The following is a 24,423-nucleotide window of genomic DNA, read 5'->3' as shown; positions in this document are numbered from 1 at the left end:
CGCGGGCGAACAGGTAGCTGTGCGGCCGCGCAGGGTCAATTACACGCGTCGGGCGGCACGACCGGCAGCGGCAACGGCGCGATGGGAACGCCATCGTCGACCAGCGCCTTGGCTTCTTCGACCGTCGCCTGACCATGGATCGGTGCGTGATCCTCCTCACCCGCGTGCATCGCACGAGCGCGGTTGACGAAGGAACTGCCCACCCATTCCGAGCCTTCGAGCGCCTTCGACTGCGCCGCGGCAAGCGCCGCCATCGCCGCTTTCATGGCGGCCGGCGAAACCGGGGCGTGCTGGTTGCTTTTGGCGGCAACAGCCGGCGCCATGACCGCTTTCTCAATCGAGCGATCGCCGCAGATCGGACAATCGACCAGCCCGCGCGAGCGCTGATCCTCATAGTCAGGGGATGAACCGAACCACGCTTCGAACACATGACCCGAACCGCATTTGAGGTCGAATACGATCATCGGCGGACGACTTCGGGGATTGCGCGTCGATGGCGGAGAGCAGGGATACGCGCGCGGACATCCTCCTGACGCGAAGGATCAAGTTCGGCAAAACCCAGCCCGGATGCTTCGCCCATGTCGAGCAGCACGTCGCCCCAGGGATCGATCACGAGCGAATGGCCGAAGGTCTCGCGGCCATCCTCGTGCACGCCGGTCTGCGCGGCTGCTACCACGAACGCCGCCCCCTCGATCGCTCGCGCGCGGAGCAATACATACCAGTGCGCTGCCCCGGTCGGCCGCGTGAATGCTGCCGGGACCGCCAGAACGGTCGCGCCCGCATCCGTCAGCGCGCGGTAGAGGTCAGGAAAGCGCAGGTCGTAGCAGATCGACACGCCCAGCGCCCCGGCGGGCGTATCCACCACCACAGCGCCATCGCCTGGCGTATAGCTCGCCGATTCCCGCCAGCTTTCGCCGGTCGGCAGATCGACGTCGAACATGTGGAGCTTGTCGTAGCGCGCACGGACCGCACCTGTGTCGTCAATCACGAACCCGCGATTGGCGAGCTTGCCGTCCTCGCGCCGGACCAGCAGCGATCCGATATGAAGCCAGAGCCTCCGCTCCGCCGCCGCCGTGCGCACCGCCGCCAATACCGGATCGTCGCCCTCGACGTGAATATTCGTCGCCGCCCGCGCGCGGTCGCGATCGACCAGGCCGGACACTTCGGGAGTGAACAGCATCGCCGCCTCGCCCGCTTTGGCGTCGGCGATCGCCTGGACGATCGTCGCGGCGTTGGCGGCGGGGTCGATCCCCGCATTCATCTGAAGAACGGCGATCCTCATGCCGCAAGGAGCGGATCGAGCCCTCCGCTCGCGTCGAGCGCGGCCAGGTCGTCCGATCCGCCGATATGCTTCCCGTCGATGAACACCTGGGGCATGGTCATACGCCCGCCGGAGCGTTCGACCATCTCGGCCTTTTTGGGGCCACCCATCGTCACGTCATATTCGACCGGCTCGACGCCCTTCGACGCGAGCAATTTCATCGCCCGCACGCAATATGGGCACCAGGCTTTGGTATAGATTTCGACATTCGCCATGGCCGAAAAGGTGGAGAGCGTGGGTCGGCTTGTCAATCGAGCGCTTCCGTAACGACACGCGCCCAGCACAAAACGGTTACCTTTGCAGCCCCAGCCTTCAGCGATGCGCGGGTGCAAGCGTCCGCGGTGGCCCCACTGGTATGAACGTCGTCGACCAGAACGACATGCCGCCCTTTCAATCGCCCCGGCGCGGCGACCGCAAAGGCGGCGCGCACGGCTGCGCGGCGCTGGCTGGGGTTCATCCCGCGCAGCGCCGGGGTTCGCTTTGCTCGCCGCAGCGCCAGCGGATCATGCGCCACGCCGGAGGATCGCGACAGCGCAGCGGCGATCAACGCGGCCTGGTTGAACCCTCTGCCCCACAGCCGCCACCGATGCAGCGGCACGGGCACCAGCAGATCGGCGTCAGGCGGCATGTGCCGCGCCATCAGCTGCGCCGCGGTGGTCGCAAACGCCAGCCGCCCGCCATATTTTAGCCGAAGCGCAAGCGTCCGCGCGACCGGTCCATAAGCGACCGCCGCCCGTACGCCGGCATGACGCGGCGGTGTCTCTAGACACGATGCGCATTGCGCGCCTTCTCCCCGATCGATCGCGAACGGTGCGTTACAGGTGGCGCACCAGGGCGGCCCGATGAAATCGAGAGAACCCCAGCAATCGGCGCAGAAGCGATGGTCGCCGCGCACCACCGCGCCGCATCCCGGGCATCGCGGCGGCAGCGCAAGCGCGAGCATATCGCCGAGAACGTCGCGAACCCCCATGCGGCCTTGTCGCGCCGCTGCGCGGACGGCACAAGCGCGCCGCGATGGATTCTCCCGAAATCTTCGACCGTATCGCTCGCCGCCGCCGCCGCGACCGCGCCGCGCCGAACTATGCCGCGCACGATTTCCTACGTGCGGCGATGCTCGACGGGATCGCGGAACGGCTGGCCAGTGTGAAGCGCGAGTTCCGCGACGTGCTCGATCTTGGCTGTTTCGACGGCTCGTTCGTGCCGCCACCCGGCGCGAGCGTGACGCGCATAGATGCTGGCGCGGTGTTCGCCGAACAGGCTGGCGGCATCCAGACGGACGAAGACGGACTGCCATTCGAACCCGCCAGCTTCGATCTGATCGTGTCGGCGGGCGTGCTCGACAGCGTCAACGACGTGCCCGGCGCGTTGGCGCAGATCCGCCGCGCGTTGCGGCCTGACGGGCTGTTTTTGGGGGCGTTCGTCGGTGGACAATCGCTCGTCCAAGCCCGCGCCGCATTCCGTGAGACCGAAGCCGATCGCCCCGTGGCCCGCTTCCACCCGATGATAGACGTGCGGTCGGCGGGGGACTTGCTCGTCCGTGCGGGATTTGCGTTGCCGGTCGCCGATGGCGAGACGCTGAGCGTCCGATACCCCGACCTGTTCCGCTTGATAGCCGACCTGCGCGGGATGGCGGCAAGCAACCTCCTGCGCGACCGGGTACCGCTGACGCGCGCTGTCCTGGGCGCCGCGACGCAGGCCTTTGCCGACCGCGCCGATCCCGATGGGCGCGTCGCGGAACGCTTTGAGCTCATCTTCCTGACCGGCTGGGCGCCCTCGCCCGACCAGCCCAAACCGGCGCGACGCGGCAGCGCGACCGCGTCGCTCGCCTCAGCGCTCGGCCGCTAGCGCCTTGGCCAGGGGCCGATCAGCGGGCGGCATATCGAGCTCCGTCAGCCGGTCGACCGCCACCCACCGGATTTCCGCCGCATCGAGCGGCTGCGGCTCGCCGCGCCACGAGCGGCAACGATAGAGCAGGAGAACGAGATGCCGATGGCTAGCCGACTCGCTGAACGCGACGGGCACAAGTGCTGACCGCTCCACTTCTATCGCCAATTCCTCGCGCAATTCGCGCGCCAGCGCCGCTGCCGGCTTCTCACCGGGCTCCACCTTGCCGCCCGGGAACTCCCATAGCCCGGCATGCTGCTTCCCCGCAGGCCGCCGCGCCATCAGCACGCATCCCTCACCATCGGTCAGTGCAGCGGCGACCACTATCAGCATCTGGCCATAACCTTTCGCCACGTTGGTATTTCGTTAACCGGTGTAACTTACGCTTAACCCAGATTGGGGAGCCGTTCGCGGCAAATAGCGATGATTCACTTGCTTCGCCTGCTGGCCGAGAGCCGTAAAGGTGCGACTGCCGTCGAGTACGGCCTGATCCTCGCCCTGGTCGTGCTGACCATGTTCGGCGCGCTGCAACTGACCGCGGGCGCCACCATCGATATGTGGAACAACGTTTCCACCAAGGTGCAGTCGGCTCACTAAGCCTCCGACCGACGGGGCGTTTCCTCGCTTTAAGATTTTATCAACCCGACAGGCCTAGTGATTCGCATTGCTGGTTCGGGGGCATTCCTGGTCCAGCCGGGTGACTGAAGTGTATTCGTCTTTTGGAGACCGGAAATGAAGACCATTCGCAAGATTTTCACGAACAAGAAGGGTGCCACCGCCATCGAGTACGGCCTGATCGCCGCACTCATCGCCGTCGCTGCGATTGCCGCGATGCAGGGCCTGGGCAACCAGCTGAAGACCACGTTCACGAACGTGTCGTCGAACATGAAGGCTTCGTAAGCTCCAACGCTTACAGTCTGAAAGAGGGGCGGCGGAACTTCGGTTCCGCCGCCCCTTTTTTCGTTTCGCGAAGGCTATAGCCGCCCCATCGCCAAAAACTTATCGCGACGATCCTTCTTCAACTGGTCCGGCGACATGTTGTGCAAGCCAGCCAGCGCACCCTCCATTGCATCGCCGAGCGAAGAGATCGCCGCATCAGGATCACGATGTGCACCACCCAGCGGCTCGCCGACGATCGTATCGATGACACCCAGTCCTTTTAGGTCCTGCGCGGTGATCTTCATCGCGTCCGCCGCCTCGGCTGCCTTGTCCGCGGTGCGCCACAGGATCGACGCGCTGCCCTCCGGCGAGATCACCGAATAGACGGCGTGCTCGAACATCAGCACGCGATTACCTGCCGCAAGCGCGATCGCGCCGCCCGAGCCGCCTTCGCCGACCACCGCCGCGATCATCGGCACCTTAAGCTTCAGGCATGCCTCGGTCGAACGCGCGATGGCCTCGGCTTGGCCGCGCTCCTCGGCCTGGACGCCTGGAAACGCGCCTGACGTATCAACCAGCGTCATCACCGGCAGCCCGAAACGGTCTGCGAGTTCCATCAAGCGGATCGCCTTGCGATAGCCCTCCGGCTTGCCCATCCCGAAATTGTGCTTGAGCCGGGTCGCGGTATCGTCGCCCTTTTCGTGGCCGATCACCATCACGCGCTTGCCGCGGAACGTCGCGAAGCCGCCCAGGATCGCCTGATCGTCGGCGAAGGCGCGATCACCCGCCAGCGGCATGAACTGTTCGAAGAGTCCCGCGACATAGTTCTTGAAGTGCGGCCGATCGGGATGCCGCGCCACCTGGGTCTTCTGCCACGGTGTCAGCCTGGCATAGGTCGATTTGAGCAACGCGTCGGACTTGGCCTGCAACCGCCCGACCTCGGCGTCGATATTGATCGCGCCGTCGGCGGCGGTGTCGCGAAGCTCGTCGATCCGCTCCTGCAGATCGGCGATCGCCTTCTCGAAATCCAGAAAGGTTGGCATCGGCGGGCGTTAGGCTCGCCGCTTGGCCTCGTCAACGAGCGGGTGGCGCGTGTTGACCAGTTCGACCAGCCGCTTACTGTCCACATGCGTGTAGATTTCGGTGGTCGCGATGTCCGCATGACCGAGCATTGCCTGGAGCGCACGGAGATCGGCGCCGCCTTCCAACAGGTGCGTCGCGAAGGCGTGGCGCAGGACGTGCGGACTGACGCGGTCGGGCGGCACTCCCGCCTCGGCGGAGAGACCCTTGATGAGCTGGTATAAACGCACGCGCGACAGATGCGTCCTGCCGGAGGGAAACAGCCATGGCCGGTCGGTGGCGACCTGCTCCCGCCACACCGCCACCGCCGCTCGCGCGCGGTCGGAAATCGGCGCCAGCCGCTCGCGCCCGCCCTTGCCCTTCAGGATGATGTAAGGCCGGTCGGGCTGGATTGCGTTGCGCGGCAACGAGACGAGCTCGGTCGCGCGCAGCCCTGAGCCGTAGAGCAGTTCGACCAACGCCGCGAGCCGCAGGTCGTTGGGATCGGGCGGCACGCGCGCCTGCCGCTCGGTGATCGTGGCGAACAGGCGATCGACGTCGCAATGGCTCAGTACCTTGGGCAGCGCTCTGCGCGCGCCGGGCTTTGGCAACGCTGCGCCCGGATCATCGGCGCGATGGCCCTCGTCGGCAAGGAACGCGAAGAAGCGTCGTAGCGCTGCCGACTTGCGCGCGACGGTGGCGCGCGACAGGTCCGCCCAGCCGTCGCCGAGTCCGGCCAGCGCCGCGGGCGTGGCCGTCGCCAGCATGCCGCCCAGCGCGTCGGACGCCAGCCGCAAGTCGCTGGCATAAGCGGCAAGCGTGTTTTTCGCCGCGCCCGCTTCGGCGGCCAGCATTTCGAGAAAGCGCTCGATCAGCGCGAGGTCGCCTAGCGGTGTCTGGCCGGTCACACCCGAGTCACGGCTTCCGCCGCGACCATCCGCGCCCAGCCTTCCAATCCGACCACGCGCAACGCATTGACGATATGGTACACTGCCTGTGGCGACACGCTGCGCCAGTCGGTGGTCTGCATACCAACCGCGCTCAGCACTAGCACCTCGCCGGGACGTCCTTCGGCAGCCGCGCGGTCGATCGCGCGCGTCCAGCTGTTCGCGCCAGCGACATCGACACCACTGCTCTGCGCCGCGCTTGCATCGATGCGCCCTAGCCCGGCAAGGCCTGCGGCGAACATCTTCTGTTTTCCCGGGCTCGCCGAAAATGCCTCGACATCCCCCGCGGCGTATTTGGTCGTGCGGTTCGGATCGGACAACGCGATCAACGCCCAACCAATGCTGCCCCGCGCGACCGTGCCCCGCCAACGCAGCGCCGATCCATCCATCCCCGCGCTGAGCATCGAAGCGATCAGGTCGTCACTGCCGTCGGTCGATGCCGCGACGGGAATGCGCGCGACGGCGCGAGCAGTCAGCACGAGCCGACCGTAATGAGACGGCTCACCAGCATCGGCGCCTTTCCACAACTGCCGGATCGCATCGAGCCGCCCGTCGCGGTTCGACGCCGCATAGGCGTTCGCCAGATCCTTCGCGACGGCATTGGCGGGCGTGTTGGTGTCGTCACTGGCATCTACCAGGCCGTAAAGATCGACAAGAGCCGCAGCGGACAGCACTCCCTGCGCCGCCGCCAGATCGGCAAACGGCGCGCGCTTGGCGGGCGTCAGCCGCGGCGACAGCGCTTGCCAGTATCGCATCTGCGGGCCGGTTCCCGCGAACAGCGAGTCGGGAATATCTTCCCCGGCGGCGATTGCGAGGCCGTAACGCCAGCTATTGAGGCCGGCAACACTCCCCCATTCGATCGTCACGTCCTGGCGGTTCGCCCCCTGCCCCGCGACCTTTTGCGCAAGGAGCAGGTCGATGCCCGTCGCGACGCGCGACGCCTGCTGCATCAAAGGTTTAGCCTGGCTGGGCGAGGACGAAAGGCTGGCGCACATTGCGCGACCCAGCACCCATGCTGGCTCGTCCGATACCTTCACCGCACTGGCTGCCAACGGGCACATCGCGCCGACATCGCCGGTGGCCAGTGCCGCTTGCATCGCAACCTGATAGAGTTTCGGCGTGTAATTGTCCGGGTCGACCGACTGGACGATGGCGCGGCCGATCACCGATTCGCCCATGCGCAGGAGTAGGAACGCGCGTTCCGCCGCAAAATCCGCCCCGTTGACGTTGCGCGGCGTCGCCAGCGGCTGGGCGAGCAGCCGCCGGAGCGCGATCGACACCCAGCGCGACGCGATTGGCGCGCGCGTGCGGCGCATCAACGCCTCGATATAGCGCCCGTCAGCGTTGCCGAATGCGGCTGGATTGATGACGCCATCGGCAGGCTGAATCCCGATAAGACCGAGTGACCGTCGTGACGCATCGGGCAGGGAATAATGCACCGAACCGAACGCCGGACCGATCGGCAGGCCCGTGACCGGATCGGTCGGAACAGCGGCTGGAGTGGGCGTGGCGACGGGCGGCGGCGCGCCGGGAACCCCTGCGACGGTTGGCGCACCGGCGGGAGCCGTTACCGGAGCAGCGGCGGATGTCGAAGGCGCGACGGGCGCGGGCGCGGCGCGGGTGGGCGCTGGCCGCGGCGCGGCAGCCGGCGGTTGATCGAACCCCGGCGGCAGGATCGATTCGGGCTTCTGCTGCGCGATCGCCGCCCCGCCGACGGCGAGCAGCGCGACAGCGGAGAGGCCGAGCTTAACCCGCGAGGTTGCCAAGCGACACGGCCTTTTCAATGCGCGTCGGTTGCTTATCGTGCGCGCGCGTCGACAGAAGGATCGTTCCTCCGACCAACAACACCACGACCCCGATCAGCACCATCATCATCCGCGACATGCGATACATACTCTCATTCGATACGATCAACGCGCCCCGGCGATAGCTTGTGCCCGGGCGCTGGGTGCGCTGTATAGCGCCAACGTCATGTTGCAAAGCGCACCTTCTTCCGCAAGCTGGACTGGCAAGCCGATCGTGCTCGTCGGGCTTATGGGCGTGGGCAAGACGACCGTCGGGCGGCGGCTGGCGGCGCGGCTCGGCGTGCCGTTCGTCGATGCCGACCACGAAATCGAGGCCGCCGCCGGCATGACCGTCAGCGAAATCTTCGAGAAATTCGGCGAACCCTATTTTCGCGACGGCGAACGGCGGGTGATCGCGCGGTTGATCGACGGCAGTCCGCGCGTGATCGCGACCGGTGGCGGGGCATTCATCAACGATGAGACGCGCGCGCTGATCCTCGATCACGCGATCGCGATCTGGCTCGACGCCCCGATCCACGTTCTTGCCGAACGCGTCGGCCGCCGCGACACCCGCCCACTGCTGCGCGGCCGGGACCCCGTCGTCGCGCTGACCGAACTGGCGGCGGTGCGCAATCCCATCTATGCGCGAGCGCCGATCCACATCCCCAGCGACCAGGCGCCCCACGAATCGGCGGTGGCCGCCATTATGAGAGTTCTGGAAGCATGACGATCGTGCCCGTCGCGCTGGGCGACCGCAGCTACGATGTAGTGATCGAGCGTGGACTGCTCGGCCGAGCGGCCGAGCATCTCGCCCCGCTTGCACGCGGGCGATCGATGGCGATCGTCGCCGACGCCAACGTTGCACGGCATCTGGTAGCACTGGAGGGCACGCTTGCCGCCGCGGGGATTGCAAGCGAGGCTATCGTGCTGCCCGCGGGTGAATCGACCAAAAGCTGGGGACACTTGAAAGCGCTGGCCGACCGCCTGCTCGCGCACGGTGTGGAACGCGGCGACCATGTCGTGGCGCTGGGTGGCGGCGTGATCGGCGATCTGGTCGGGTTCGCCTGCTCGATCGTCAAGCGCGGCTGCGGCTTCGTGCAGGTGCCGACGACGCTTCTCGCGCAGGTCGACAGTTCGGTCGGCGGCAAGACCGCGATCAACACGCGCGCGGGTAAGAACCTGATCGGCGCGTTCCATCAACCGGTCTTGGTCCTGATCGACCCCGACGTGCTCGACACGCTACCGGCGCGCGAGCAGCGGGCGGGTTATGCCGAGGTCGTCAAATACGGCCTGATCGACGATTTTCCCTTCTTCGAATGGTGCGAAGCGAACGGCGCCAAGCTGCTGGCGGGCGATCCGGCGGCGCGCGAACATGCCATCGCGCACGCGGTCGCCGCCAAAGCGCGAATCGTGGCGGAGGACGAGCGCGAAACGACCGGCAAGCGCGCGTTGCTCAACCTTGGCCACACGTTCGGGCATGCGCTGGAGGCGGAGGCCGGATTCTCTGATAAGTTGCTGCACGGCGAAGCCGTCGCGGCGGGAATGGCGCTGGCCTTCGCCTATTCGGCGCGGCGCGAACTATGCCCCCGCCAAGACGCGGAGCGCGTTGCCGCCCACCTGCGTGCGGTCGGCTTGCCCGATAGCGTCGCGGCGGCGGGCATTATTGCGAGCGGCGCGGCGCTGGTTGATCACATGCGCCACGACAAGAAGATGGACGCGGGCACCCTGCCCTTCCTGCTGACGCGCGGGATCGGCCGGACCTTCCTCGACCATTCGGTCGATCTGGCGGACGTCGCGGAGTTTCTCGATGGCCGCTAGCGGCGGGCTTGCCACGCCAGCCATAGCCAGCCCACTATCATCGCCACGCCTCCAATCGGCGTGATTGCGCCGACAGGCCGCGGCGCGCCGAGCGCCATTGCGTAGAGTGACACCGAAAACAGCGCGCCGCCGATCACGAACATCGCCGCCGGCCCACGCGCATCCATTCGCAACGCAACCAAAGCCGCGACCGCATGGATTATCTGATACTCCCCGCCGGTCTTGAGCAGTTCGGCAACATCCTTGGCCGCCCCGTGCGCGCCGAACGCGCCCGCGGCGATCGCCAGCGCGCCCGACAGGGCCGCCAGCACCGCGATCCACCTCACGGCTCCTGTCCCCTGCCCAATTCTTCGGTCGCGTCCGTCGCATTCGCCACTGCGGCGGTATGGCGCGCCGTAGCTTCGCCCAGGGCAGCTCGTTCATCGGCGGTGATGATTCGGTCGCGCGCGGCGCGCAGGTCGCCCGCCTCGAACTGCGCCCTCAGCCGTTCCTTGTCGCGGGCGCGATACATGTCTTCGGCGCGATTGATCTGGTCGTCGTCCACTTCGATCGCCTGAAGCGCGAGGCGGCCCATCTTGACCGCGGATTCCATCACTTCGCGCACGATCCCGGACACCGGCGAGCCCTTGAGCTTGATCAATGCGCGCCGGTCGAAGGCCCGCGCGAAGATCGCGGCTTGCGGGAATGCCTCATGCACGCCCTCGATCAAGTCGGGATCGAGTTGGTCTCCATCCATGCAGAACAGGATCAATTCAGCGTCGTGCGCACCCGCTTGGCGCAACAGGTCCATCCGGGTGCCGTCCCCGTAATAGACCTTCGCCCCGAAATCGCCGGCGATGTCGATCATCTCGATATCGGTATCGATCAGCGTGACGGGCACGCCGGCCGCGATCAGCATCTGCGCGACGGTCTGGCCAAACCGGCCATAGCCGATGATCAGCGCATTTGCGCCGTCGGCCTTCGGCCCTTCACGTTCGCCCGTGACTACGGGCGCTTCGCGTATCTTACGTGTCGCCATCATCAGGAACGGCGTCGTCGCCATCGACAGCGTAACGACAGCGCTGAAGATGCTGACCGCCTCGGGATCGATCAGCATCGCGCGCTGCGCCTGCGCGAACAGCACGAAGCCGAACTCGCCGCCCTGGCTGAGCAGCAACCCGAGCGCGAGCGCACCGCGCCAGTTCATCCGGAACGCCAGGCCGATGCCGGTGATGATCGCCGCCTTGGTTGCGATCAGCGCCAACGCCATGCCGACCACCAGCAACGGCCGATCGGCGATGACGTGCAGGTTGAGCATCATGCCGATCGCGAGGAAGAACAGGCCGAGCAGGATCGAGCGGAACGGTTCGACGTCCGCCTCGAGCTCATGGCGATAGGGCGAATCGGCGAGCATCACCCCCGCGACGAACGCCCCGAGCGCCGTCGAGAGGTGGAGATATTCCATCAAGGCGGCGGCGGCGATGACCGTGAACAAGGCCGCGAACACGAACATCTCGCGTTCGCCCAAATTGCCGATCACGCGGAACAGCGGCCGCAACAGGTAACGCCCCGCCAGCACCAGCCCGCCAATCGCTGCCACGGTCTCGATGAACAACAACCAGCCCGGCGGGCCGCCCATGTCGGCCGGATTGCGCGACAGGATGGTGACTAGCGTGATCAGCGGGATGATCGACAGGTCCTGGAACAGCAGGATCGCGAACGCGCGCTCGCCGAACGGGGTGCGCAGGCGCCCGGCAGATTGCAGCATCGGCAGCACCTGCGCGGTCGAAGATAGTGCCAGCGGCAGGCCGAGGACGAGCGCCGCCGCCCAGGTCGAGTTGCCGACCCAATGGACGATCGCCGCGACCGCCAGCCCGCAGATCACGACCTGCAGCGCGCCGAGCGCGAAAATGTCCTGCTTCATCTTCCACAGCCGGCTCGGATTGAGTTCGAGCCCGACGATGAACAGCAGCAACGTGATGCCGAGTTCGGCGACTCCGATCTTGCCCTCGGCATCGCCGATCAGGTGGAACGCCTGCGGTCCGATCAGCGCGCCGGCGACGAGGAAGCCCAGCGTCGCGCCGAGACCGAGCCGGCGGAACAGGATGACGAACACCAGCCCCGCGCCGAGCATGACCACGCCGTCGCGTAGCATCGACACGCCTTCCATCAGCGGCTCGCCGCCCGCACCGCCGCTTCCGCACCTGCCTCGAACGCCAACCGGATCGACGGATGCCGCGCGGTGACGGCCAGCGCGGGCGTGAAGATGTCGAGATCGGGCCAGTCGGGCGTCGCCCCCTCGCCCGCCAGCCAGGCGGTCAATTGGTCGCGCGCGCGGGCGAGTTCTGTCGGCGTCCTGCCGATCGCATGCGCGGCGAACAGCGACGACGAGGCCTGACCGAGCGCACACGCGCGGACCAGCATACCGATGTCCGCGACGCGTCCATCGGTAAGGTTGACGTCGACCGTCACGCGGCTGCCGCAGATCGGTGAACGCTTTTCCGACGAACCCATCGGGTCGACGAGACGCTCATGATGCGGGATCGACGTCGCCAGCCGCAGGATGTCGATATTGTAGAGCGGCGCGTTCATTAAGCGGCGTGTAGGCGAGTAACGACGAAAGCGCGACCCCCAAGGATTAATCTGCGCGCGCCTTATGACCCTTGGTCGCCTTCGCGGAGGCACGGCGGGGACTCGGCTTGGGCTCCGGAGCAGCGGCGTTTTCGCTAATGTCGCCATCGATCGCATCGCTCGCATTGCCGTCATCGCCGAAAAGCGATTGCCCGCTGCGCCGCTTGCCGATCACGTCGGCGACATAGGCGCTGGTCGCGTTGAGCAGCGGATAGGTCCGCGCCTTGGTCAACCAGTCGGGCCGCTGCCTTGGTCCGCCGCCCGCCGTGTCGGTGACCAGCACGACAAGCAGAAAGGCCAGACTGGCAAGTATGAGCCCCTTCAGCGCGCCGAATCCAAACCCCATCGCGCGATCGAGCGGGCCAAGGATCGAAGATCGAGTCCTCTTGCCGATCGCCTGCGCCAGCATCCGTCCGCCGAACCACGCCACTCCGGCGATCAGCGCGAAGGCGAGCACGGCAGCGCCAGTTGATGTCGCGACGATCCCCGTTAGCGCTTGCGTGACCGGCGCGTGGATCAGCTTCAACGCGAACACGACGAGAACCCAGGCGAACAGCGATAGAACTTCGTGCACGAACCCGCGCAGCCAGCCGAACACGGCCGTCGCGCCGACGCCAAGCAAGACCAAGATGTCCAACGTATGAAGGCCCATGAGACGCTGGCTAACCGCGCCCCAGCATATGGTCAACGAGCGCGCCCAACGTCTTGAATCCGCTGACCCGCATACCCTCGCCCTTTGTATTGGGCGGCGCCAATGCACGCTCGAATCCAAGCTTGGCGGCTTCCTTCATGCGAAGCGCCGCATGCGCCACTGGCCGCACCTCACCCGACAGCGCAATCTCGCCAAACGCCACCGCATCGGCCGGTACAGCACGTTCGCTAAGTGCAGAGATCAACGCCGCCGCGACCGCCAGATCGGCCGCGGGATCCTGAACGCGGTATCCGCCAGCAATGTTGAGATAGACTTCGCACGTCGAAAAACTCAGCCCGCACCGCGCCTCCAGCACCGCGAGGATCATCGCCAGCCGCCCACTGTCCCAGCCGACCACCGCACGCCGCGGCGTCGCGCCGGAAGCGAGCCGCACGACCAGCGCCTGCACCTCGACCAGCACAGGCCGCGTTCCTTCCAGCGCGGGGAACACCGTGGCGCCGGTCATCCCCTCCTCGCGATGCGTAAGGAATAGCGCCGACGGGTTGGCGACCTCGCTAAGCCCGCCCGTCTCCATCGAGAACACCCCGATCTCGTCGGTGCCGCCGAAGCGGTTCTTAATCGCGCGGAGGATGCGATATTGGTGGCTGCGCTCGCCCTCGAAACTCAGCACGGTGTCGACCATGTGTTCGAGCACGCGCGGGCCCGCGATGCTGCCGTCCTTCGTGACGTGCCCGACCAGTACCAGCGCCGACCCGCGCTCTTTGGCGAAACGGATCAGTTCCTGCGCGGAGGCGCGGACCTGACTCACCGTCCCCGGTGCGCCCTCGATCAGATCGGAGTGCATCGTCTGGATTGAATCGATCACTAACAGGGCGGGCGGCTGTCCCTGCCCCAACGTCGTCAGGATGTCGCGCGTCGATGTCGCCGCGGCGAGTTCGACGGGCGCGTCGCCCAGCCCCAGCCGCCGCGCGCGCAACCGTACCTGATCCGCAGCCTCCTCGCCTGACACATAGACCACGCGTTGCCCGCGCCGCGCGATTTCGGCGGCGGCCTGCAACAGCAAAGTCGACTTCCCGATCCCCGGATCGCCGCCGATCAAGGTCGCCGACGCCTCGACGAACCCGCCGCCCAGCGCACGATCCAGCTCCGCGATGCCCGTCGCCATCCGCTCCGGCAACGCGACCTCTGCATCCAGCCCGATCAGCGCGATCGCCCGCCCGCCCGATTGCAGATTATGCTTGGCCTGAAACGGCGTGACGTTGCCGCCAGCCTCCTCGACCAGCGTGTTCCACTCGCTGCAATCGACGCACTGCCCCTGCCACCGCGACGCAACCGAGCCACACGATTGGCAGACATAGCGTTTCTGGGGTTTGGCCATGGTGCAGCGCTTAGCGTGACCAGAACGTTATGGGAACAAAATTCAGCTTGGCCGCGACGGAATCGTCAGCCCCTTCTGCACCGCTGGGCGTGCTAGGCCACGCTCCAGCCACGCCGCGACGTTGGTAAAATCGTCGAACCCGACCATTTCACGAGCCCCGTAGAAGTCGATCAGGTTGCGCACCCAACCCAGCATCGCGATGTCGGCGATCGTATAATCATCGCCCATGATCCACGTCCGCCCATCGAGCCGCGCGTCGAGCACGCCGAGCAGCCGCTTGCTCTCATCGACGTAGCGGTCGCGCGGGCGCTTGTCCTCATAATCCTTGCCGGCGAACTTGTTGAAGAAGCCAAGCTGACCAAACATCGGGCCAAGGCCGCCCATCTGCCACATCAGCCAAGCGATCGTTTCCCAGCGGGCGGCCGGATCGGCGGGGATGAACTTGCCGGTTTTGTCCGCGAGGTAGAGCAGGATCGCGCCGCTTTCGAACAGACCGATCGGCTTTCCGCCCGGCCCGTCCGGGTCGATGATCGCGGGAATTTTGCCGTTAGGATTGAGGCTAAGGAATTCTGGCGATTTCTGATCGTTCTTGGCGAAATCCACCAAGTGGACTTCATAGGGTAAACCGGTCTCTTCCAGCATGATCGACACCTTGACGCCGTTGGGGGTCGGCAGGCCGTAATATTGCAGGACGGTTGGATCGGCGGCGGGCCATTTGGTGGTGATCGGGAAGCTCGAAAGGTCGGCCATCTGGTCCTCCGCAGGTTGTGTCGCGGTCTAGATAGGCAAGGCCGGTTCATCCCGCTATGGGGCGCGCATGCAACCGGGCGAACTTCGCGTCGCGCTGTTTTCGGGCAACTACAATTATGTCCGCGATGGCGCGAACCAAGCTCTCAACAAGCTCGTGGGTCACCTGCTGTCGCGCGGGGTGACGGTGCGCGTCTATTCGCCGACGACGGATACGCCCGCCTTCCCGCCGACCGGCGACTTGGTGAAGGTACCCGCGATCGCGGTGCCGGGCGGGCGCGGAGAATACAAGTTCGCGCGAGGACTTCCGGCCGCGACTCGCCGCGACCTCGAAGCGTTCGCGCCCAATCTCGTCCACCTCTCCGCACCCGACTGGCTCGGCCACAAGGCGCTGACCTGGGCGCGCAAGCGCAATATCGCCAGCTTCATTTCGATGCACACGCGGTTCGAGACGTATCCGGCCTATTACCACATCGGCTTCCTCGTCCCGACGCTGATCCGGATGCTGACGCGATTCTACAATCGTGCCCAACATGTCGTGGTGCCGGCGCCGTCTTCCGGTGAAATCCTGAAGACCTGGGGCGTAACCACGCCCATTTCGATCTGGTCACGCGGGGTCGATCATCACCGCTTCAGGCCGGAGGCGCGCAGCCTGGAATGGCGTCGTTCGCTGGGCATCGCCGACGACGAGGTGGCGGTCGGGTTTCTGGGGCGGCTGGTGCTGGAGAAAGGCCTCGACATCTTCGCCGACGTGATGAACGAACTGACTCGCCGCGGCGTGCCGCACCGCGTGATGGTGATTGGCGAAGGCCCCGCGCGCGACTGGTTCGCGGAACGCGTGCCGGAGGCGGCCTTCACCGGGTTTCAGTCAGGTGACGATTTGAGCCGCGCGGTCGCGTCGATGGACGTGTTCTTCAATCCCAGCGTGACCGAGACGTTCGGCAACGTGACCGCGGAAGCGATGGCGGCGGGCGTGCCGGTGGTCGCCGCACGCGCGACGGGAGCGGTCGATCTGGTCGAGGACGGCGTAACCGGCTTCCTCGTGCCGCCGCGCGACGTCGGCGCGTATGCCGACGCGATCGCGCGGCTGGTGCAAGACGATGATCTTCGGCGCAGCGCAGGACTGGCGGGGCACGAAGCGGCCAAGGTCTATGAATGGGATCCAGTCAACGAAGCGGTGCTTACCGCCTATCTCGATTTGATGGCGCGGCGCGGCACCTGAGCTGGCTCCAGCCCGAGATCGCAACCCAGCGCCTCGATGTCGGCCCCCGACCGGCACGATCCGCCAGCGATCCGGATGTGCGCCATCGATCAGCGTCACCGCATTCTTCGGACACACGCCCAAACACTTCACCTCGATGACGCCCGCGCTCGACTTGCGCCCCTTTTTCAACCCGAACATTTTGCGCAGCGCTTTGGCCAATCGGGTTCGTCGCTTGGGACCAAACCCGCCGTCAACCTTCTTGGTGCATTTCGCGCAGACCAGGATAGCGCCAGACCAGCGACTATTGACGACGCGACCGAGGCCACCGATCGGCGTTAGGCCGTCGGCTTCCACGTCCGCTCTTCCTCGGCGACGCGCAGCACGTCATACGCCGCCTGGATTGCCTGGAACCGTTTCGCCGCCTCGGCGTCGCCGGGGCGCACGTCGGGATGGCATTCTTTCGCCAGCTTGCGCCACGCCGCACGGATCTGGTCGAAGGTCGCGTCGCTCTCCAGCTCGAGCAAGTCGAGCGCGCGCATCTCGTCGCGCGATCTGCTGCCGTCGCCCGGTCCGGCCCAGGCGTGGTGCTTCGATTGGGCATAGCCGTTCGCGGTGCGCGTCTCGTCGGCCTCGCGTTCGGCGGCTTCCTCGGCCGTCAATCCTTCAAAATAGTTCCAGCCGCGATTGTACTCGCCCGCGTGCTCCTGGCAGAAATACCAGCGGTCAGGGCTGTTGGGCGATTTCGGCGCGGGGCAATCGCCTTTTTCGGTACAGCCGTGCCGGTCGCACAACCGCACCCGCGTAGCCTCGCGCGACGAGCCATACCCGCCCCAGCGGGGAAAACCCCAATTGTCGGATCGTGTCGCGCGCGCCATTGGGCGCACTTAGGGAGGTATAGCCGGGAAAGCCAGCCGTCAGCGGGTAAGGGCGGCAGAGAATTCCGCCATCGACGGCGTTTCCTCGAACGTCGGCACATCATCGGTCAGCACGACCCAGGGTTGCTTGCTCTTGACCCAGATATGCGCGCGCGGCGCCAGCGTGCGGTTGTGATCGAGTGTTCCGGCACGGACCGTGACGATCCCGGGCCGGCTGCTATTCGTGTTCCATAGCCGCGTGTGACACACGCCGCAGGCGCGCTGACGCGACTGCGCTCCGCTCGGCGTGGTGAGGGTGAACTCGATCAAGGGTCCCGTCGCGCTTATCGTACCTTCTGGCACGACCGCCTGTTCGCTGAACGCGCTCCCCGACCAGCGCTGGCAATCAGTGCAGTGACAGCTATAGATCGCATCGATCCGATCCGCCGCTATCGTATAGCGCGTCGCGCCGCACCGGCAGCCGCCCTCTATCGCCATCAGCGCTTCTCCAATCCGGCCTGCCCCATCCGCCACAACGCCAGTTCGATGCGATCCTGACCGAAGAACGGTTCGCCCTGAAACACCAAAGTCGGCACGCCCCAATGGCCGGCCGCCTCCAGCGCCGCCTGATTGGCCGCGACCTCCGCATCCAGCGCCTCTGCGTCGCGCTCGGCTTCGGCGTCCAGTTCGGCCATCTCGAGTCCCGCCCGAGCTGCGGCGCCCGCGAGATGATCGCCAGCATGCCAACCCGCGGTCCCGCCCCACACCAACTGCGCGACCTCGTCGGCGTAGGCGAACCCCCTACCCTTCCGCGCCGCAACCTGCCCGGTGCGGACGAGGCGGTAGATATAGGGCTGATCGTCGGAGATCTGCCGAGTCATCACGTTCTGCACGATCGGATCGGGGCGCGGCGGCGCGAACGGGATACCGGCATGCTGCGCCACGCGCATTACGTCGCGGATCGTGTAGCCCAGCCAGTTGGGATGGTTGCGCTCGAAGAAATCGGGCTGGCGAATCGCGAGCGGATAGACCGGCTTGAGATCGATGGTCAGGTCATACTCGCGCTGGATCACCCGCCAGCGCGGCAGCGCGAGATATGAATACGGACTGCGAAACGAGAAATACAGGTCGGCGCTGATCAACGAATTCCTCCCCAAACTCTTTTGGGGAGGAATGTGAAGGACCGCGCGTCCCCGTCAAGCCGCCTTCTGCAGGTGCCGCCGTCCAAGCAATTCGGCGATCTGCACCGCATTGAGCGCCGCGCCCTTGCGAAGGTTGTCGCTGACGCACCACAGGCTCAGGCCGTTATCGACCGTCGGGTCTTCGCGCACGCGGCTGATAAAGGTGGCATATTCGCCGACGCATTCCACCGGCGTGACGTAGCCGCCATCCTCGTGCTTATCGACCAGCATCACCCCCGGTGCCTCGCGCAGGATACGCTTGGCGTCGGCAGCCGAAATCTCGTCCTCGAACTCGACGTTGATCGCTTCGCTATGCCCGACGAACACCGGCACGCGCACGCACGTCGCCGTGACCTTGATCTTCGGATCGAGGATCTTCTTGGTCTCGACCACCATCTTCCACTCTTCCTTGGTCGATCCGTCGTCGAGGAAGCTGTCGATATGCGGGATCACGTTGAACGCGATCTGCTTGGTGAACTTCTTGGGTTCGGCCTGATCGCCGACAAAAATATTGCGCGATTGCTCGAACAGCTCGTCCATCCCGGCCTTGCCCGCGCCGGAAACCGACTGATAGGTCGCGACGACGACGCGCTTGATCTTGGCGGCGTCGTGCAGCGGCTTCAGCGCAACGACCATCTGCGCGGTCGAGCAGTTCGGGTTGGCGATGATGTTCTTGCGCCTGTAACCCTCGATCGCCTCGGGATTCACCTCGGGCACGATCAGCGGGACGTCGGGGTCCATGCGATAGAGCGACGAATTGTCGATCACCGTGCAGCCCGCCGCGGCAAAGCGCGGGGCGTGGATCTTGGTCGCCTCAGAGCCGATCGCGAACAGGGCGATGTCCCAACCTTCCGGATCGAAATGCTCGATATTCTGGATCTTGAGCTGTTTGCCGGTCTCACCGAAATCGACCATGTCCCCGGTCGAGCGCGACGACGCCACGACGGCGATTTCGTCCGCCGGGAACTCGCGTTCCGCCAGGATATTGAGCATCTCGCGCCCGACATTGCCGGTGGCACCCGCCACCACGACCCGGTAACCCATGATTTTCTCCAGCGCTAAACTGCGCAGCGCGTCGCATAGTCCTGCACCGGGGAAAGTCCAGCGCAGCAAAACTATCGACGCAGCCGCCCGCCGCTACTTGCCCCGGTTCTTCACCGTCCGGTCGAAGAAGTTGAAGATCGTCGTCCAGACATGGATGTCGCGCCCGGCCGAATGCGTCTTGCCCGGATAGAACATCATTTCGAACGGTCGGTTCGCCGCCTGCATCCGCGCCGCAAAAGCCGTCGAATTGTCGAGCACGACATTGTCATCTGCCATGCCGTGGATCAGCATCAACGGATCGGCGATCTTCGCCGCATTGTCGATCGCGTTCGACGCGGCATAGGCCGCGGCATCACCACCCTTGGGCCGCGCGCCCATATAGCGTTCGGTATAGTGCGTGTCGTACAACTCCCAGCGCGTCACCGGCGCTCCCGACACGCCACCCGCATAAACGCCCGGATTGGCCTCCAGCATCTTGAGCGTCATATAGCCGCCGTACGACCAGCCATAGATGCCGATGCGGTCGCCATCGACATAGGGTTGCGTCTTCAGCCATTTAGCGCCGACAAGTTGATCCTGAACCTCGATCGATCCCATCGCGCGATAGATCGCGTCCTCGAACGCCTTGCCGCGATTGGGGGAACCGCGATTGTCGAGCTGGAAAAAGATATAGCCTTTGGAGACGATGTATTGCTCCATCGGATTTTCCCAGCCGCGCGTCACGGTCTGGCTGTGGGGGCCACCATAATGCTGGAAGAACACCGGGTATTTCTTGCCGGGTTCGAGCGGCGGCGTGATCATCTCGTAATAAAGCAATGTGTCGTCGTCGGCCTTGATCGTGCCGAACGTCCGCTGGCGATGCGCGGCAAGATAGGGATAATAGGGATGCCCCGGCTTCACCGCATTCTCGTTGATCCACCCGATCATCTTGCCGCTAGTGTCGGCGAGATAGGTCTGCGGCGGCTGGTTGGGGTTGGATCGCGTCACGATCAACCGGTTCGCCGCGGGGTTCATCGACGCCCGATTGGTCCAGCCACGCTCGGTCAGACGCGTGATCGCATCCGGCTTGTCGATCGCGAGGCTATAGAGCTGGCTCTCAAGGGCGTCATCCTTGTTGGCCATGAAATAGAGCCGGCCATGCGCCTGATCGACCCCGACCAGATCGGTTACTTGCCACTTGCCCTTGGTCAGTTGAGTCCATTTGCCGTTGGCGAAGCGATAGAGATGGCCGAACCCATCGCGCTCCGACCACCAGATCAGACTACCGTCCTTCAGCAGCCGGTAGTTCTCGGACAGGTTGATCCAGCTTTTCGGCGCAGCCTTCTCGCTGAACCAGACCTTCGCCTTGCCCGTCGCCGGATCGACCGCGAGCATGTCGAGCTGAGTCTGATCGCGGTTCTCGCGCTGAACGTAGAGCGTCTTGCCGTCGGGCGACCAGTTCACCCGCGCCAGATAGATGTCGGGGTCGCCGCCCAGATCGACCTTCACCTTGCCGCCGGTGGCCGGATCGATCACGTAGAGTTCGACCGTGACGTTGGGCGTGCCCGCCGCTGGGTAGCGTTGGTCGAACACCTTCGTCCCATTCGCGCCGATCGCCGCGCGAGTCACGACGCCGACCGGTGCTTCGTCGAACCGCTCGACCGCGACGAGCTTATCTCCCGGTGCCCACCAGTAACCGGTGCGGCGATCCATTTCCTCCTGCGCGACGAATTCAGCCTCGCCCCAATGCACCGTGCCCGCGCCGTCGCCGGTCAGTGCGCGTGCGGCCCCGCCGCTCAGCGGCTGGACAAACAGATTCTGGTTACGGACGAACGAGACATAGCCGCCGCCCGGACTGACGACCGGATTGAGCTGGCCGCCGGGCATATTGGTCAGGCGCACTACCTTTCCGTCCAGCGTGGCGAGGTAGAGATCGCCATCGAGCGGGACCAGGATCGACTTGCCGTCCGGCGACCAGTCATACGCGACAATTCCCTTGTCGCCGCCGATCCGCGCGCGCTCGCGCTGCATCTTTTCGGCCTCAGTCAGATCGGCACCCGATCCGACTTTCTTCGAATCGACCAGCATCCGTTCCACGCCGGTCGCGGTATCCCGGGCCCATAAGTCGAACCGCTCGCGCTCGTCCGTGCGCGCCTTCGTGAACGTCAGCAGCGATCCGTCGGGGGACAATTTCAGGTTGCGCGGTTGCGCGCCCGAAAGATCGGGACTGGCGAAGAGGCGCTCCAGCGTCAGCGGCTGTGCGCCTTCCTCAACGGCCATTGCCGCACCGCCCAGAACCACGACAGGCGCAGCCACCGCCGCCAGCCCGATCAACCATGCCCGCATACCTCACGCGACTCCCTTGTCACCCGGCGATTTGCGGGCATTGCGGTGGCTTATTGCGGCGCTACACGTCCACGTAAAGGGGGCCCGCTTGACGCGCAGGGTCGGTTGCCGGACCACCGCAATGTGTACCGTCGTTCGACTCCCGTCGTCATCGGCATCATCGCGCTCCTCGGGGCTGCACTGACTGCGCTCGCCTATTGGCCGGGCTTGATGACGTGGGACGCCATCCGTCAGTACGGTCAGGCATTGAGCGGCGATTTCGACGACTGGCACCCACCAGCGATGGAATGGCTGTGGCGACGTTTGATCGAGATCCATGCGGGGCCGGCGCCGATGCTTGTCGTGCAGCTCGCGCTCGAATGGGGCGGGCTGGCGCTGCTCGCGGTATGGGCGAACCGGCAAGGAAGGCGCGGGTTGGCGATCGCGCTGCTGGCGTGCGGATTCATGCCGATCGGCCTCGCCCTGACCGGCGAAGTACTCAAGGATTGCCTGATGGCCGGCGCGCTGGCCATGGCGGTGGCTGCTCTCGCCTCCGCCACGCCGGAAAATCGCGCGGCGGCATGGCGGATCGTTGGGATCGCGCTGCTGGTGTTCGCGAGCACGTTGCGCTTCAACGCCTTTCTCGCGACAACACCGATCGCGGTCGTATTGCTTCCTCCTGCATGGTGGCGTGGCAAGCTGCGCCTTGCGCTGACCAGCATCGTCGCGGGCGCGGTGATGATCGCGGCCATGCCGCTCGCCAACAGCCTGCTCGGCGCCAAGCCGAGCGGCGTCGGGCTGTCGCTGGTTATCTTCGATCTTGGCGGCATCACCCGGTTCAGCGACACCAACGCCTTTCCGCCAATCGCCGATTTCGACTACAGCGACGACCCGGGCGGGATCGTTGGCGCTTGCTACGACCCGTCCAAATGGGACCGCTACGCATGGTGGGGAGCCGATCCGTGCGACATCGGGTTCGACAACGTGAAGGAGGCGTTCGACGCGCGGCGCACCAGCCCCTATCACTGGTGGCTGGGGCAGGTTGCCGCCCACCCGTTAGCCTACGCCCAGCATCGTTTCAGCCACTTCAACATCAATACGCGATTGTTCTCCCGCGATCCGACCGAGCGCGCGGTGCAGGTCGACCCGCCGCCAAACGATTGGGGTTATCGGGTTACGCCAAGTCCGTTGCTGAGCGCGATCGATGGCGCGGCGGTGTGGAGCGCGGCCACGCCGCTGGGTTGGCCGATCGTGTGGATTGCGCTCGCGCTCGGGCTGCTGGTCGCTGCACCGGCTCTCGCCTCGCGCCGCCTACTCGTGCCGCTAGCGCTGTCCTCGTTCCTCTACGGCATGGGTTACGCGGCGTTCAGCGTGGCTTCGGAATTGCGCTATCACTGGTGGACGATCCTTGCCGCCGCCATCGCCGCGGTTATCGCGGCAAGCGATCTGACAGGCGGTGCCGTAATATCTCGCGGCCGGTTGGCGCTCGCGGCCACACCGCCCCTGCTGGTTCTGGCGCTTTGTATCGGCTGGCGATTGCTCAATCCCGCATAGTGGCCGACAAGCAAAAGGGCGCCGGATCGCTCCGACGCCCCCTTCGAAAAACCGGATTGGCCGGCCGCTTATTCGGCGGCGGCTGCTTCCTTGGCAGGACGCGTGTCGCGGCGTTCGGCGATACGCGCCGACTTACCAGTGCGGCCACGCAGGTAATAGAGCTTGGCACGACGCACGGCGCCCTTGCGGACGACTTCGATGCTGTCGATGTTCGGCGAATAGAGCGGGAAGACGCGCTCGACGCCTTCGCCGAACGACATCTTGCGAACCGTGAAGTTGCTGCCCATGCCCTTGTTCGACCGCGCGATACACACGCCCTCGTAATTCTGGACGCGGGTGCGCTCGCCTTCGACGACCTTCACGCCGACCTTCAGCGTGTCACCGGGGCGGAAATCGGGAATCTTCTTGGCTTCGAGGAACTTGGCGATGTTCTCGGCTTCGATCGTCTGGATGACGTTCATGTCATTCGTCCTTCTTCTGCCGCGCGCCAGAGGGAGGCAGGACCCGAGCGCCCTCATGGCGCTCCCAAAGATCCGGTCTCCGTAACCGTGTATCAATCTCGGCCTGTGCTTTACGCCAGGCCGCTATCTTCGCATGATCCCCCGATCGCAGCACTTCGGGGATCGTGCGCCCTTCCCAGTCGACTGGTCGGGTATAATGCGGGTATTCGAGCAGCCCCGTCTCGAAGCTCTCGTCCACACCGCTTGAAGGCGCGCCCATTACGCCGGGAAGCAGCCGAATGCAAGCGTCGAGAAGGACTAGCGCGCCCATCTCTCCGCCGGAGAGGATATAGTCGCCGATCGACACCTGTTCGACGTTGCGGCCTTCGAAGATTCGTTCGTCGAATCCTTCGAACCGGCCGCACAGGATGATCGCGCCCGGACCGTTCGCGAGGTCGCGAATGCGGGCCTGCTTCAGGGGCGTTCCGCGCGGCGTCATAGCGAGGACGGGCCGGTCGTCCACCACGCTGTCGATCGCCGCGGCGAGCACGTCGGCGCGCAGCACCATCCCCGCCCCGCCCCCGGCCGGGGTGTCGTCGACGGTGCGATGCCTGTCGATCGCGAAGTCGCGGATGTTGACCGCGTCGAGGCGCCACTTGCCCTCGGCCAGCGCACGCCCCGCCAGCGACACGCCGAGCGGGCCGGGAAACATCTCCGGATAGAGCGTCAGGACGGTCGCTGCGAACATTGCCGCTCCTTCCGC

The 24,423-nt window shown here is 65.6% G+C and carries 29 protein-coding genes; 7 read left to right on the top strand and 22 right to left on the bottom strand.

Features of this window, described 5'->3' with window-relative positions; all coding sequences use genetic code 11:
- Nucleotides 1–35: 35 nt before the first annotated feature.
- Genes J0J06_RS04300 through J0J06_RS04285 form a run of 4 tightly spaced genes read right to left on the bottom strand, consistent with a single transcriptional unit; the run spans nt 36 to nt 2,291 of the window.
- Complete coding sequence (locus J0J06_RS04300; RefSeq protein ID WP_294040108.1) at nt 36–464, bottom strand: DUF1178 family protein; 429 nt, start codon at nt 462–464, stop codon at nt 36–38.
- Nucleotides 461–1,282: a carbon-nitrogen hydrolase family protein gene (locus J0J06_RS04295; protein WP_294040107.1), complete on the bottom strand. Its 822-nt coding sequence runs from the start codon at nt 1,280–1,282 to the stop codon at nt 461–463. Before J0J06_RS04295 ends, J0J06_RS04300 begins: the two co-directional genes overlap by 4 nt.
- Nucleotides 1,279–1,536 (bottom strand): glutaredoxin 3, encoded by a 258-nt coding sequence (gene grxC, locus J0J06_RS04290; protein ID WP_294040106.1) that lies wholly within the window; start codon nt 1,534–1,536, stop codon nt 1,279–1,281. Before grxC ends, J0J06_RS04295 begins: the two co-directional genes overlap by 4 nt.
- A 32-nt stretch (nt 1,537–1,568) precedes the next feature.
- Entirely contained in the window at nt 1,569–2,291 is a 723-nt protein-coding gene (locus J0J06_RS04285; protein ID WP_294040105.1) for a ComF family protein, read from the bottom strand.
- A gap of 44 nt (nt 2,292–2,335) precedes the next feature.
- Between J0J06_RS04285 and J0J06_RS04280 the strand changes: the two genes are divergently transcribed.
- Nucleotides 2,336–3,166 (top strand): methyltransferase domain-containing protein, encoded by an 831-nt coding sequence (locus tag J0J06_RS04280; protein ID WP_294040104.1) that lies wholly within the window; start codon nt 2,336–2,338, stop codon nt 3,164–3,166.
- Here the strand turns inward: J0J06_RS04280 and J0J06_RS04275 are convergent.
- Nucleotides 3,149–3,538, bottom strand: coding sequence for a (deoxy)nucleoside triphosphate pyrophosphohydrolase (locus J0J06_RS04275; RefSeq protein ID WP_294040827.1), 390 nt, complete (start codon nt 3,536–3,538; stop codon nt 3,149–3,151). The genes J0J06_RS04280 and J0J06_RS04275 overlap by 18 nt on opposite strands.
- A gap of 90 nt (nt 3,539–3,628) precedes the next feature.
- Between J0J06_RS04275 and J0J06_RS04270 the strand changes: the two genes are divergently transcribed.
- Both J0J06_RS04270 and J0J06_RS04265 read left to right on the top strand, forming a co-directional pair.
- A complete protein-coding gene (locus tag J0J06_RS04270) occupies nt 3,629–3,802 on the top strand; it encodes a Flp family type IVb pilin (RefSeq protein ID WP_294040103.1) in 174 nt (57 codons plus the stop codon).
- Between the two features lie 135 nt (nt 3,803–3,937).
- Nucleotides 3,938–4,105: a Flp family type IVb pilin gene (locus J0J06_RS04265; protein ID WP_294040102.1), complete on the top strand. Its 168-nt coding sequence runs from the start codon at nt 3,938–3,940 to the stop codon at nt 4,103–4,105.
- Nucleotides 4,106–4,179: 74 nt separating this feature from the next.
- On the opposite strand, the gene J0J06_RS04260 is transcribed toward J0J06_RS04265, so the two are convergent.
- From J0J06_RS04260 to J0J06_RS04245, 4 genes are read right to left on the bottom strand one after another with little or no spacing between them, the layout of a single operon-like run.
- Entirely contained in the window at nt 4,180–5,127 is a 948-nt protein-coding gene (locus J0J06_RS04260; protein WP_294040101.1) for an acetyl-CoA carboxylase carboxyltransferase subunit alpha, read from the bottom strand.
- Nucleotides 5,128–5,136: 9 nt separating this feature from the next.
- Nucleotides 5,137–6,051 (bottom strand): tyrosine-type recombinase/integrase, encoded by a 915-nt coding sequence (locus J0J06_RS04255; RefSeq protein WP_294040100.1) that lies wholly within the window; start codon nt 6,049–6,051, stop codon nt 5,137–5,139.
- The gene (locus J0J06_RS04250) at nt 6,048–7,856 is read right to left on the bottom strand and encodes a hypothetical protein (protein ID WP_294040099.1); all 1,809 of its coding nucleotides are present in this window, start codon (nt 7,854–7,856) and stop codon (nt 6,048–6,050) included. The genes J0J06_RS04255 and J0J06_RS04250 overlap by 4 nt, the downstream gene beginning before the upstream one ends.
- Nucleotides 7,837–7,983: a hypothetical protein gene (locus J0J06_RS04245; protein WP_294040098.1), complete on the bottom strand. Its 147-nt coding sequence runs from the start codon at nt 7,981–7,983 to the stop codon at nt 7,837–7,839. The genes J0J06_RS04250 and J0J06_RS04245 overlap by 20 nt, the downstream gene beginning before the upstream one ends.
- Nucleotides 7,984–8,061: 78 nt before the next feature.
- On the opposite strand from J0J06_RS04245, the gene J0J06_RS04240 reads away from it, so the two are divergent.
- Together J0J06_RS04240 and aroB are read left to right on the top strand one after the other, a co-directional pair.
- Nucleotides 8,062–8,601, top strand: a complete 540-nt coding sequence (locus J0J06_RS04240) for a shikimate kinase (protein ID WP_294040097.1) — start codon at nt 8,062–8,064, stop codon at nt 8,599–8,601.
- Complete coding sequence (gene aroB, locus J0J06_RS04235; protein ID WP_294040096.1) at nt 8,598–9,692, top strand: 3-dehydroquinate synthase; 1,095 nt, start codon at nt 8,598–8,600, stop codon at nt 9,690–9,692. The genes J0J06_RS04240 and aroB overlap by 4 nt, the downstream gene beginning before the upstream one ends.
- Here the strand turns inward: aroB and J0J06_RS04230 are convergent.
- Genes J0J06_RS04230 through J0J06_RS04205 form a run of 6 tightly spaced genes read right to left on the bottom strand, consistent with a single transcriptional unit; the run spans nt 9,689 to nt 15,082 of the window.
- Nucleotides 9,689–10,018, bottom strand: coding sequence for a DUF423 domain-containing protein (locus J0J06_RS04230; protein ID WP_294040095.1), 330 nt, complete (start codon nt 10,016–10,018; stop codon nt 9,689–9,691). The genes aroB and J0J06_RS04230 overlap by 4 nt on opposite strands.
- On the bottom strand, nt 10,015–11,841 hold the full coding sequence (locus J0J06_RS04225) for a cation:proton antiporter (RefSeq protein ID WP_294040094.1): 1,827 nt from the start codon (nt 11,839–11,841) through the stop codon (nt 10,015–10,017). Before J0J06_RS04225 ends, J0J06_RS04230 begins: the two co-directional genes overlap by 4 nt.
- Entirely contained in the window at nt 11,841–12,263 is a 423-nt protein-coding gene (locus J0J06_RS04220; RefSeq protein WP_294040093.1) for an iron-sulfur cluster assembly scaffold protein, read from the bottom strand. The genes J0J06_RS04225 and J0J06_RS04220 overlap by 1 nt, the downstream gene beginning before the upstream one ends.
- A gap of 46 nt (nt 12,264–12,309) precedes the next feature.
- Nucleotides 12,310–12,954 carry a CvpA family protein gene (locus tag J0J06_RS04215; protein ID WP_294040092.1) on the bottom strand — a complete coding sequence of 215 codons (645 nt, stop codon included), beginning with the start codon at nt 12,952–12,954 and terminating at the stop codon, nt 12,310–12,312.
- Nucleotides 12,955–12,964: 10 nt separating this feature from the next.
- Nucleotides 12,965–14,332: a DNA repair protein RadA gene (gene radA, locus J0J06_RS04210; protein ID WP_294040091.1), complete on the bottom strand. Its 1,368-nt coding sequence runs from the start codon at nt 14,330–14,332 to the stop codon at nt 12,965–12,967.
- A gap of 42 nt (nt 14,333–14,374) precedes the next feature.
- Complete coding sequence (locus J0J06_RS04205; RefSeq protein ID WP_294040090.1) at nt 14,375–15,082, bottom strand: glutathione S-transferase N-terminal domain-containing protein; 708 nt, start codon at nt 15,080–15,082, stop codon at nt 14,375–14,377.
- 67 nt (nt 15,083–15,149) lie between these two features.
- Here J0J06_RS04205 and J0J06_RS04200 point away from each other — a divergent pair, with 67 nt between their 5' ends.
- Nucleotides 15,150–16,301, top strand: coding sequence for a glycosyltransferase family 1 protein (locus J0J06_RS04200; RefSeq protein ID WP_294040089.1), 1,152 nt, complete (start codon nt 15,150–15,152; stop codon nt 16,299–16,301).
- Nucleotides 16,302–16,618: 317 nt separating this feature from the next.
- On the opposite strand, the gene J0J06_RS04190 is transcribed toward J0J06_RS04200, so the two are convergent.
- The 5 genes from J0J06_RS04190 to J0J06_RS04170 form a co-directional block, all read right to left on the bottom strand.
- Nucleotides 16,619–17,158 (bottom strand): J domain-containing protein, encoded by a 540-nt coding sequence (locus tag J0J06_RS04190; protein WP_294040088.1) that lies wholly within the window; start codon nt 17,156–17,158, stop codon nt 16,619–16,621.
- Between the two features lie 39 nt (nt 17,159–17,197).
- On the bottom strand, nt 17,198–17,635 hold the full coding sequence (locus J0J06_RS04185) for a GFA family protein (protein ID WP_294040087.1): 438 nt from the start codon (nt 17,633–17,635) through the stop codon (nt 17,198–17,200).
- Nucleotides 17,635–18,279, bottom strand: coding sequence for a DsbA family protein (locus tag J0J06_RS04180; protein ID WP_294040086.1), 645 nt, complete (start codon nt 18,277–18,279; stop codon nt 17,635–17,637). Before J0J06_RS04180 ends, J0J06_RS04185 begins: the two co-directional genes overlap by 1 nt.
- 54 nt (nt 18,280–18,333) lie before the next feature.
- Entirely contained in the window at nt 18,334–19,362 is a 1,029-nt protein-coding gene (locus J0J06_RS04175; protein ID WP_294040085.1) for an aspartate-semialdehyde dehydrogenase, read from the bottom strand.
- A 93-nt stretch (nt 19,363–19,455) separates the two neighbouring features.
- Nucleotides 19,456–21,687, bottom strand: a complete 2,232-nt coding sequence (locus J0J06_RS04170; protein WP_294040084.1) for a DPP IV N-terminal domain-containing protein — start codon at nt 21,685–21,687, stop codon at nt 19,456–19,458.
- A 123-nt stretch (nt 21,688–21,810) separates the two neighbouring features.
- Between J0J06_RS04170 and J0J06_RS04165 the strand changes: the two genes are divergently transcribed.
- Nucleotides 21,811–23,220, top strand: coding sequence for a hypothetical protein (locus J0J06_RS04165; RefSeq protein ID WP_294040083.1), 1,410 nt, complete (start codon nt 21,811–21,813; stop codon nt 23,218–23,220).
- A gap of 68 nt (nt 23,221–23,288) precedes the next feature.
- Here the strand turns inward: J0J06_RS04165 and rplS are convergent, their stop codons facing one another.
- Both rplS and trmD read right to left on the bottom strand, forming a co-directional pair.
- Nucleotides 23,289–23,681, bottom strand: coding sequence for a 50S ribosomal protein L19 (rplS, locus tag J0J06_RS04160; RefSeq protein ID WP_294040082.1), 393 nt, complete (start codon nt 23,679–23,681; stop codon nt 23,289–23,291).
- Between the two features lies 1 nt (nt 23,682).
- A complete protein-coding gene (gene trmD / locus J0J06_RS04155) occupies nt 23,683–24,408 on the bottom strand; it encodes a tRNA (guanosine(37)-N1)-methyltransferase TrmD (protein WP_294040081.1) in 726 nt (241 codons plus the stop codon).
- Nucleotides 24,409–24,423 lie beyond the last annotated feature (15 nt).

This window comes from Sphingomonas sp. (assembly GCF_017304615.1).
Taxonomy (GTDB): domain Bacteria; phylum Pseudomonadota; class Alphaproteobacteria; order Sphingomonadales; family Sphingomonadaceae; genus Sphingomonas.
The sequence above is the reverse complement of the archived record's forward strand: the minus strand, read 5'-3'. Positions and strand labels throughout refer to the sequence as shown.

Excerpts from the sequence above, each read along its gene's own strand:
- J0J06_RS04300 (WP_294040108.1), bottom strand. The coding sequence starts at position 464 with ATGATCGTATTCGACCTCAAATGCGGTTCGGGTCATGTGTTCGAAGCG.
- J0J06_RS04295 (WP_294040107.1), bottom strand. The coding sequence starts at position 1,282 with ATGAGGATCGCCGTTCTTCAGATGAATGCGGGGATCGACCCCGCCGCC.
- grxC (WP_294040106.1), bottom strand. The coding sequence starts at position 1,536 with ATGGCGAATGTCGAAATCTATACCAAAGCCTGGTGCCCATATTGCGTG.
- J0J06_RS04285 (WP_294040105.1), bottom strand. The coding sequence starts at position 2,291 with ATGGGGGTTCGCGACGTTCTCGGCGATATGCTCGCGCTTGCGCTGCCG.
- J0J06_RS04280 (WP_294040104.1), top strand. The coding sequence starts at position 2,336 with ATGGATTCTCCCGAAATCTTCGACCGTATCGCTCGCCGCCGCCGCCGC.
- J0J06_RS04275 (WP_294040827.1), bottom strand. The coding sequence starts at position 3,538 with ATGCTGATAGTGGTCGCCGCTGCACTGACCGATGGTGAGGGATGCGTG.
- J0J06_RS04270 (WP_294040103.1), top strand. The coding sequence starts at position 3,629 with ATGATTCACTTGCTTCGCCTGCTGGCCGAGAGCCGTAAAGGTGCGACT.
- J0J06_RS04265 (WP_294040102.1), top strand. The coding sequence starts at position 3,938 with ATGAAGACCATTCGCAAGATTTTCACGAACAAGAAGGGTGCCACCGCC.
- J0J06_RS04260 (WP_294040101.1), bottom strand. The coding sequence starts at position 5,127 with ATGCCAACCTTTCTGGATTTCGAGAAGGCGATCGCCGATCTGCAGGAG.
- J0J06_RS04245 (WP_294040098.1), bottom strand. The coding sequence starts at position 7,983 with ATGTATCGCATGTCGCGGATGATGATGGTGCTGATCGGGGTCGTGGTG.
- J0J06_RS04240 (WP_294040097.1), top strand. The coding sequence starts at position 8,062 with ATGTTGCAAAGCGCACCTTCTTCCGCAAGCTGGACTGGCAAGCCGATC.
- aroB (WP_294040096.1), top strand. The coding sequence starts at position 8,598 with ATGACGATCGTGCCCGTCGCGCTGGGCGACCGCAGCTACGATGTAGTG.
- J0J06_RS04225 (WP_294040094.1), bottom strand. The coding sequence starts at position 11,841 with ATGGAAGGCGTGTCGATGCTACGCGACGGCGTGGTCATGCTCGGCGCG.
- J0J06_RS04220 (WP_294040093.1), bottom strand. The coding sequence starts at position 12,263 with ATGAACGCGCCGCTCTACAATATCGACATCCTGCGGCTGGCGACGTCG.
- J0J06_RS04215 (WP_294040092.1), bottom strand. The coding sequence starts at position 12,954 with ATGGGCCTTCATACGTTGGACATCTTGGTCTTGCTTGGCGTCGGCGCG.
- radA (WP_294040091.1), bottom strand. The coding sequence starts at position 14,332 with ATGGCCAAACCCCAGAAACGCTATGTCTGCCAATCGTGTGGCTCGGTT.
- J0J06_RS04205 (WP_294040090.1), bottom strand. The coding sequence starts at position 15,082 with ATGGCCGACCTTTCGAGCTTCCCGATCACCACCAAATGGCCCGCCGCC.
- J0J06_RS04200 (WP_294040089.1), top strand. The coding sequence starts at position 15,150 with ATGCAACCGGGCGAACTTCGCGTCGCGCTGTTTTCGGGCAACTACAAT.
- J0J06_RS04190 (WP_294040088.1), bottom strand. The coding sequence starts at position 17,158 with ATGGCGCGCGCGACACGATCCGACAATTGGGGTTTTCCCCGCTGGGGC.
- J0J06_RS04185 (WP_294040087.1), bottom strand. The coding sequence starts at position 17,635 with ATGGCGATAGAGGGCGGCTGCCGGTGCGGCGCGACGCGCTATACGATA.
- J0J06_RS04175 (WP_294040085.1), bottom strand. The coding sequence starts at position 19,362 with ATGGGTTACCGGGTCGTGGTGGCGGGTGCCACCGGCAATGTCGGGCGC.
- J0J06_RS04170 (WP_294040084.1), bottom strand. The coding sequence starts at position 21,687 with ATGCGGGCATGGTTGATCGGGCTGGCGGCGGTGGCTGCGCCTGTCGTG.
- rplS (WP_294040082.1), bottom strand. The coding sequence starts at position 23,681 with ATGAACGTCATCCAGACGATCGAAGCCGAGAACATCGCCAAGTTCCTC.
- trmD (WP_294040081.1), bottom strand. The coding sequence starts at position 24,408 with ATGTTCGCAGCGACCGTCCTGACGCTCTATCCGGAGATGTTTCCCGGC.